The following is a 7,922-nucleotide window of genomic DNA, read 5'->3' as shown; positions in this document are numbered from 1 at the left end:
ATCGGGCAAGCTCAGCAGGTCAGTAATCTGATGGATGAGCGCTCTAAAATCATCCAACTTTTGGGCCTACCTTACTGCCGTTACTACCTGCTTAATTAATTCCCAGCAACCTGCGGAATATCGGCTTAAGGATGTGGAGTGCCAATATGTATTCTTGCGAGAGCAGCCCAATGAGAGGGGCGATCGCCAACGATGGCCTCAAAATCCTGACGAAGACTTTCAAGTTGGCGAATTTGAACACTGGGTCATGCGACAGACCTTAGGCTAGGCAGCAGCGAGGAGATGTCCGACAACGGGACAACACTTGTCTATCGCTGCTGTTTGCGCTGAATTCCCGCTGTTGCCGAATCAACAAGTGTCCCTACAACCACCTGCCCCGCTTGCGAGTGGACGACCGCTTGGGTTTGCCAAGAGAGCCGCGCCACAACGCCACACCAGCGCTAATGACCGCTAGGGCTTGCCGTGCCTGCTGGAGTTGCACCTGCGCTAGATAGTACTGCTCTCGTAGGCCAGCTGATTCGACCTGTCCGCGCAAAATCCACTCCGGGGCATTGACCAAAACTTGATGGGTAGACCGCTCTGCCATGGCCAACGAGTGCGCAGCCCGAGCAAGCTTGCGTCGCCATGCCCAAACGTGCCAGGCCACAACCCACAGCAACACCGACAGCACAAGGTTAAATCCCAACACAAACGCAACCATACTCCAACCGATGTTTCATCAACTTAACGCCAGTTTTTGCCAGCTATCGTAAGAACAAATACTCCAGGTGAGGTGCTGAAGTTTCTGTATGCTCTGCATTCGCAAAGCCTTACGTTGCCTTTCATCATACCGACAGTTCGCACTGCTAACATAGCGCAACCGTAGACCAACGGTTTTGCTAGCGGTTGGTTGCGTTTTATCCTCGGTGCGGTCCACTTTGACCCAGGCTGAGAAAACCAAGTGCAGCAGATACAAAAACCTGTGCCATCGTATATGGAGAAAGCAGGTGCATCCACTCAGCTTATGGGCAGGGAGCAGTTGGGCGATCGCCGAACTTTAGGAGAAACGGCTCAGCAACCCCTAACCGAAAAATCAGGCCGCAAATTATATTAGGGCGTGTTTTAGAGCTAGTTGGCAAGATCTATGGTTTGTGCGCTTTGTGCAAAAACATATAGATAGATTCTGAAAGCAGACCCTAGTACGGCATGATCTGCGCCCAACAGCAATCGCTACAGGAACGGCATTATGGTGTCAGCAGTCTCTAGTCAAACAATTTTTGTAAACCCTAACGGCGGCAACGACAACGCCAGCGGAACCCAGGCCCAACCCTACAAAACGATTACCCGTGCGTTACGTCGGACCACAGCAGGCAGCACCATTCGGCTGGCCTATGGCACCTACAGTGCCGCCAGTGGCGAGGTATTTCCGCTGGTGGTGCCATCAGGCGTCGAAATTCTAGGGGACGAAAATACAAAAGGCCAAAACCTGGTGATTGATGGTGGTGGCGAGCTGATGAGTGCGGTGTTTGCACGGCAGGTAGCCACTTTACGCCTGGAAACCGGAGCTCAACTGCGCGGCGTGACCGTATCCAATCGGCAGGAGCGGGGGACTGGCGCGTGGGTTGAATCGACAGCCCCAACCATTGCCCACTGCACCTTTGTCAACTGTGGGCGCGAAGGCGTGATGACCACCGGCACTGCAACGCCCGAAATTTTGGACTGCGTGTTTGACCGCAATGCTGCCAGCGGCATTTCCCTCACACGCAACAGCAAAGGTGAAGTGCGCCGCAACACCTTTCGCCAAACGGGCTATGGCATTGCCATTAGTGATAATGCGTCCCCTCTGCTAGCCGATAACCGCATTACCGATAGCCGCTGCGGCATTGTAGTATCTGGCTCGGCCCGCCCGGTCTTACGCAACAACCTGGCCGAACGCAACACCGAAGATGGCCTGCTGCTGCTGAACACGGCAGTTCCCGATGTGGGGAGACCCCAAGATCCCGGTGGTAATGTGTTTCAGCAAAACACCGGCTCTGATGTCCGAAACTTGAGCAATACACCGCTGATTTCGGTGGGGAACCAAATCAATCCTGTGCGGGTGAATGTGGGTGCGCCCGCGACGGCCAAACCTGTGGAATTTGCCGCCAGCACGGTTGTCAGCCAGATTCAAACCGTGGTTTCGAGGCCGGCCCCAGTGCCCACGCCCATCCCGGCCCCGGCTCCGACTCCCGTTCCAGCCCCGGCCCCAAGCGCCGAAGCTGCCAAGGTAAACTTGAGCGATATTGCTGGGCATTGGGCCGAGCCGTTTATTCGTGAGCTGGTGGCGCGGGGCGTTCTCACGGGCTATGGAGATGGCACGTTTAAGCCTGAGGTGCCGATTAATCGGGCGCAGTATGCGGCGCTGTTGGCAAAGGCATTTGACTTGCCACCACGGCGGGGCAATACCGGATTTGTGGATGTGCCATCGAACTTTTGGGCAGCAGCGGCGATCGCCAAAGCTGAGTCGATGGGCTTTTTGTCAGGGTTTCCTGATGGCACCTTTCGCCCCATGCAAAACCTAACCCGAGTGCAAACCATTGTTTCGCTGGTGAGCGGGTTGGAGTTGCTGGGGGGCAATCCTGAGTTTTTGAGCGTGTATCGCGATCGCGCCGAAATTCCCACCTATGCGACAATTCCCCTGGCGGCCGCCACCCAAAAGCGCATCGTCGTCAACCATCCCGATGTGGATCGATTTGAGCCCATGGTGGACATTACCCGAGCAGAAATTGCCGCCATCATTTACCAAACGCTGGTGGTGACCGGGCAAGCTCGGGCGATCGCCTCGCCCTATATTGTGGTGCCCAATCCACTCTCGGTTTCGTTTGCCGATGTGCAAAATCATTGGGCGTTGGACTTTGTGCGCGGGTTGGCTAGCCAGGGATTGGTAAGTGGCTTTGCCGACGGCAAGTTTATGCCCGATGGCCCGATGACTCGCGCTCAGTATTCTGCGCTATTGGTGAACACATTCAACCCGTTGCCCAAGCGAGCGGGCATGGAATTTAGCGATGTGCCTGCCAGCCATTGGGCAGCCGGTGCTATTCAGCGGGTGTATCGCGGTCGGCTGCTGTCTGGTGGGAGCGATGGTCTATTCCGTCCCGACAAAAACATTCTGCGGATTGAGGTGCTGCTGTCGCTGGTGAATGGCTTGGAGTTACCCCCAGGAGATTTAGCGCTGATCAACCGCTATCAGGATTTGAGTGCCATTACGAATCCAGCGCTTCAGGCGGCGATCGCCAGTGCCACCGCCAACTATCTGGTGGTCAATTATCCCAACCTGGCGCAGCTCAATCCCATGCGCGATGCCACCCGCGCCGAAGTTTCGGCCATGGTTTATCAAGCGCTGGTACAAGCAGGGCGATCGCCTGCCATTGCCTCGTCCTATATTGTTGATCCCAAGCAAAATCCAGGAAATGGTGGCACTCCGCCCGATCCCGTTCCGCAAAATCCGCTGGTGGTCATTGATCCCGGTCATGGTGGCAATGATCCCGGTGCGATTGGCATCAATGGTCTGCGGGAAACTGACGTGGTGCTGGCGATCGCGCTAGAGGCAGCAGCTGTGCTTCGCAACTACAATATTCGGGTGGTCATGACCCGCGACACGGAAAAAACAGTCTCGCTGGAAGAACGAGTGGCGATCGCCGAAACGGTCAAAGCCAACGCATTTGTGAGTATCCACGCCAATTCGGTGGGGCTGAGTCGTCCCGAAATTAACGGGTTGGAAACCTTTCACTATCCAGGTTCGCTCGAAGGGGCAAAGCTTTCTTCTGCCGTACACAACAGCCTGGTGCAAGCGGTCAAACCCATTGACCGAGGAGTCAAACAGGCCAATTTTTTCGTCATTCGCAATACCACCATGCCTGCCACGCTAGTAGAAACTGGATTTATTACCGGAGTTCGGGATGCGGCAAACCTTGCAAATCCTGCCTACCAAACGGCCCTAGGGCGCGCGATCGCCCTTGGCATTTTTCAATATGTGAAAAAGCCAGTCGGCTAAACCCGACCTATCCTCCAAAGCAGCTGCCAATCTCTCGTGTTTGGTGTCTGCATTTTGGAGGCCGTTCTCTGTCCCGCCCCCTTTCCGATACCCCATTCTTATGCTTCGTTGTCAGTTTCCTGCTCCGCTTCAACCCGGCGATCTGCTGCACGTGATTGCACCCAGTGGTGCCCTCCGAGAAATTGAACTTTTTCATCGAGGTGTCGAGCTGTGGCGATCGCAGGGCTATCGGGTCGAGTTGCCCCCCAGCTACGATCGCCGCTGGGGATACCTGGCTGGCACCGACGAAGACCGACGCATTCAGCTTGCTGCCGCTTGGAACGACCCGGCGTGTCGGGGCGTGTTATGTGCCCGAGGCGGCTACGGTAGCATGCGCCTGCTCGAAGACTGGACCTGGAAAATTGATGAGCCCAAGTGGGTGATTGGCTTTTCGGATATTACCGGATTGCTGTGGAGCTTGGCCGTACAGGGCATTGCGGGAATTCATGGGCCATTGCTGACCACGCTATCAGCTGAACCTGCCTGGTCGCAGCAGCGGTTATGGGATTGCGTCCAGGGGCATTCCCTAGCGCCAATCAAAGGGGAAAAGTGGGCGGGTGGCACGGCAACGGGGCTGCTGTTGCCAGCAAACCTCACCGTTGCGACCCACTTGTTGCATACGCCCCACATGCCCGACTTAGATGGCGTGATTTTGGCGATTGAAGATGTGTCGGAAGCGCCCTATCGTGTCGATCGCATGCTGACTCAGTGGCGATTGTGCGGTGCTCTTTCCAAGGTGCGGGGCGTTGCCATTGGGCGCTTTAGCCAGTGCGAACCCCCAACCAATATTCCCAGCTTTACGGTTGAGGGAGTTTTGCGCGATCGCTTCTGTGATTTGGGAATTCCCGTTGTGGCGGCCCTTCCCTTTGGTCACGATGGCGAAAATGCTGCTTTGCCTGTTGGGGTTCCCGTGGTGCTAGATGGCGATCGCGCAGAGCTTCGGTTTGAGTCCTAGTGGCCCGTCAACTTTACGTTTGTTGGTGAGAGTGTTGAGCTTTGCACGGTACACCCTCACAAAAACAAACTTGGCAAACCACTGGTGCCATGACCAAGGCGAAACCCTGGGGCTAGGATGGGGAAGAGTTGACTGCAATAGGGCTCAACTCGGCTACCATGCTTAACGGTTCGTTCGTCGTTCTTTTCTAATCTCTCTGCCTGTGACCCATCCCGATCTCATCCGCGACCTGCTGCAATCTGTCGCCTCTGGCGCACTCGACCCCGAAGCCGCCTTCTCAAAGCTCAAACACCTCGGCTACGAGCCAGTGGCCGACTTCGCCAAAGTAGATCATCACCGGGCGCTGCGGACTGGCTTTCCTGAGGCTATTTGGGGTCCTGGCAAAACGCCAGAGCAAATCGTACAAATCATGAATGCGATGCGCTCCCAAACTCCGGTGCTGATGGCAACCCGCATCGAGCCCGCCGTGTATGAAGTCGTGCGATCGCGCATTCCCGACGCCATTTACTTTCCCATGGCGCGCATTTGTGCCCTCATTCAAACCCGCGACCTTACCTCATCTGGCCTGCCCAAACCAACCCATGCCGGAGCCATCACCCTGGTTTCGGCAGGCACCGCCGATCTGCCCGTTGCCGAAGAAGCCGCCATCACTGCCGAACTTTCTGGCTTTCAAGTTAAGCGCTTGTGGGATGTGGGCGTGGCAGGCATTCATCGGCTGTTGCGCAACCAGCACCTCATTCAAGAGGCCGACGTGATCGTGGTGGTAGCGGGTATGGAAGGTGCCCTGCCGAGCGTGGTGGCTGGATTGGCCAACTGTCCAGTCATTGCCGTTCCGACCAGCATTGGCTATGGAGCAAACTTGGGTGGCCTTGCCCCTCTCCTCACCATGTTGAACTCCTGCGCAGCAGGAATTGGCGTCGTAAACATAGATAATGGGTTTGGTGCTGCAATATTGGCCGGACAGGTGCTGCGTACAGCCCAGCGGCTAAGCACTGTTCCGCCGCACTCGCCTCGGGTTTGAGTCTGCAATTGCCCAACTCTGTGGGGCACATTGATTCTGTTCAAACTCCCCCTATCGCACCCTCGATTCCATCACCCCGGGAGCATTCAACCAGGAGTCTGCATTTATGTCTGCTACCCCTTGTCACATTGTTGTTGACGGCAATCCAGCGATTATTTTTGCCAGCCGCAACGGCGCACCTCAAAAAATGATGCCAACGCTTGTCTCCTTTCTCGACAAGTTTTGGCAGGAGCGCGATCTCTCAAGCGAAACCGCCGAAACACCAGAAGTGCTGGTTGCGCAACTGGTTGTGCGGTTTGGATTTGAGTTTTCGGAAGATGACTTTTCGAACCTGAAGGTAGGGGTAAACTACGACCCCCGCGCACAGTACCTTTATCACGTGGGGAGCGATCGCACCATTACCACCTATGAGCCAACCGACGACTATCGCCAAAACCCTACTCTAGGGTTACAAGGCTGTCGCCGATTTGAAGAACAAACCGTTGGGGCCTAGCACTCGGCATTCCTGGTTCGCCCCATGGACTGGAATGCGAGCGACATCGCCCCAACGGTTTGATGCTCCTTACTATTTGCGCTGACCGGACGCAAACAGCTTTTGCAATTCAAAAAACTACCTTAAAACGTTCCGATAGAGTGCAATTTAGGTGGCTAGCAATGGCATTTTCGAAAGCAAACTTTCTGGGACATTGCGTGTACTCTCCCAGAGAAATGGGTCACGCGAAAATACATCCCTCCAGCCTAAAATTAGCTCATCCGTTACGAGATGATTGATTGCCTCGCGTAATGCCTGAATGTTCTCGCAAGGAAGAAAATATTTATTGTCGTTGTACTCCTCGATCACCTTGGTTTGCGGGTGTTCTGCATCTATCGAACCAATACTAGAACCAGTCATACGTGAGCCTTCCCAAGCGACCTGAGGAATAGCTCTCTCAACGTCAGAAGGAACGATTATAGATTGGCACAATAAATCGCAAGCTCCCAATAACCAAACTGACAGCGCGCCTCTCCAGTATGGATCATAGATTGAAATGCAAGAGTGTATCCAGCTAGAGATCTCTTTTGGCTCCAGGTACTTTAGGCAGAAGAACATCATTGATGAGAGATCGCTACTTGCTTGTCTCGCATTCCAGTCCATTAGTAAAGTTCCGTTTTTGTGTCTCCAAATTTGGAACTTGAATTTGGGGTATGCAGTTCCTGTCAGCTCATCTTGATAATCAACCCATAAATTGGCAACCATAAGACCAACAGATAATGAGTTAAGAACATCCTTTCGAAATTCAGGATACTCTTCTGGAATTTCTTTCCAATAAACGCTCATAAATGTTGTTGCAACATCTTGGATAAGCAACGTTCCACCCCTCGTCAACTCATGGCTGCGAGTAATCGAATAGGGTAGCAGATATTTAAACCATTGATCCCACTCATATCTATGGCCGAAACAACAAATTCCAGAGGACATTTCAGTCAGCGCTTCTGACAAAATCTCGACAGGAACTTCTTCAATTGGTTGCTCTATGAACTCATAGAACATACGTCTTTGTTCGCCCATAAACCATGCTTCCCCCATGGGTTCCGAAGGTTTATGGAAATGTGCTTTCATCCTGTCAACCGCATCCAATGCAATCCCTTCCTTTGGTATCCATTGGTATGTGGATTCGCTGAACATAGCTGGCATTTATTTCAAGACGATTTCCTGATCGTACTTTAACGGGAAAGTCTCCAGAGTCTTCCAACTAAGTAACTGAAGCTACCTAAGAGGGTGTTTGAAAAACCTCAGTTATGGTTAAGCCGCAGGAGACAAAGCCCAATCTAATCTCAGAGCAGGCTTCTTCGGCTGGTGGCAATAGGCAATCAGCCCACACAGGATGTTGGCGAAGCAATTGACCGGACTGCGG

7 protein-coding genes and 1 pseudogene are annotated in these 7,922 nt (G+C 53.8%); 5 read left to right on the top strand and 3 right to left on the bottom strand.

The window, feature by feature from the left end:
• The first annotated feature begins 34 nt into the window (after positions 1–34).
• Complete coding sequence (locus ACQ4M4_RS28605) at positions 35–268, top strand: hypothetical protein (RefSeq protein ID WP_430687871.1); 234 nt, start codon at positions 35–37, stop codon at positions 266–268.
• A 93-nt stretch (positions 269–361) separates the two neighbouring features.
• Here the strand turns inward: ACQ4M4_RS28605 and ACQ4M4_RS28600 are convergent, their stop codons facing one another.
• Positions 362–700 carry a hypothetical protein gene (locus ACQ4M4_RS28600; protein ID WP_430687870.1) on the bottom strand — a complete coding sequence of 113 codons (339 nt, stop codon included), beginning with the start codon at positions 698–700 and terminating at the stop codon, positions 362–364.
• Between the two features lie 525 nt (positions 701–1,225).
• Here ACQ4M4_RS28600 and ACQ4M4_RS28595 point away from each other — a divergent pair.
• The 4 genes from ACQ4M4_RS28595 to ACQ4M4_RS28580 all read left to right on the top strand — a co-directional run bounded on the left by ACQ4M4_RS28595 (position 1,226) and on the right by ACQ4M4_RS28580 (position 6,520).
• Positions 1,226–4,012 carry an N-acetylmuramoyl-L-alanine amidase gene (locus ACQ4M4_RS28595; RefSeq protein ID WP_430687869.1) on the top strand — a complete coding sequence of 929 codons (2,787 nt, stop codon included), beginning with the start codon at positions 1,226–1,228 and terminating at the stop codon, positions 4,010–4,012.
• A 100-nt stretch (positions 4,013–4,112) separates the two neighbouring features.
• Positions 4,113–5,006 (top strand): S66 peptidase family protein, encoded by an 894-nt coding sequence (locus ACQ4M4_RS28590; RefSeq protein WP_430687868.1) that lies wholly within the window; start codon positions 4,113–4,115, stop codon positions 5,004–5,006.
• A 202-nt stretch (positions 5,007–5,208) separates the two neighbouring features.
• Positions 5,209–6,027 (top strand): nickel pincer cofactor biosynthesis protein LarB, encoded by an 819-nt coding sequence (larB, locus tag ACQ4M4_RS28585; RefSeq protein WP_430687867.1) that lies wholly within the window; start codon positions 5,209–5,211, stop codon positions 6,025–6,027.
• Between the two features lie 106 nt (positions 6,028–6,133).
• On the top strand, positions 6,134–6,520 hold the full coding sequence (locus ACQ4M4_RS28580; protein ID WP_430687866.1) for a histidine kinase: 387 nt from the start codon (positions 6,134–6,136) through the stop codon (positions 6,518–6,520).
• A gap of 147 nt (positions 6,521–6,667) precedes the next feature.
• On the opposite strand, the gene ACQ4M4_RS28575 is transcribed toward ACQ4M4_RS28580, so the two are convergent.
• Both ACQ4M4_RS28575 and ACQ4M4_RS28570 read right to left on the bottom strand, forming a co-directional pair.
• A complete protein-coding gene (locus ACQ4M4_RS28575; RefSeq protein WP_430687865.1) occupies positions 6,668–7,645 on the bottom strand; it encodes a hypothetical protein in 978 nt (325 codons plus the stop codon).
• Between the two features lie 165 nt (positions 7,646–7,810).
• Positions 7,811–7,922: pseudogene (locus tag ACQ4M4_RS28570) on the bottom strand (IS982 family transposase); the annotation flags it as partial.

The organism is Leptolyngbya sp. AN02str (assembly GCF_050565595.1).
In the GTDB taxonomy this organism is placed as follows: Bacteria; Cyanobacteriota; Cyanobacteriia; order Elainellales; family Elainellaceae; genus Kaiparowitsia.
Note: the sequence above shows the minus strand (reverse complement) of the source record. Positions and strands in the feature narration are given on the sequence as shown.

Coding starts and splice junctions, on each gene's coding strand:
- ACQ4M4_RS28605 (WP_430687871.1), top strand. CDS start 35: ATGAGCGCTCTAAAATCATCCAACTTTTGGGCCTACCTTACTGCCGTT.
- ACQ4M4_RS28600 (WP_430687870.1), bottom strand. CDS start 700: ATGGTTGCGTTTGTGTTGGGATTTAACCTTGTGCTGTCGGTGTTGCTG.
- ACQ4M4_RS28595 (WP_430687869.1), top strand. CDS start 1,226: ATGGTGTCAGCAGTCTCTAGTCAAACAATTTTTGTAAACCCTAACGGC.
- ACQ4M4_RS28590 (WP_430687868.1), top strand. CDS start 4,113: ATGCTTCGTTGTCAGTTTCCTGCTCCGCTTCAACCCGGCGATCTGCTG.
- ACQ4M4_RS28580 (WP_430687866.1), top strand. CDS start 6,134: ATGTCTGCTACCCCTTGTCACATTGTTGTTGACGGCAATCCAGCGATT.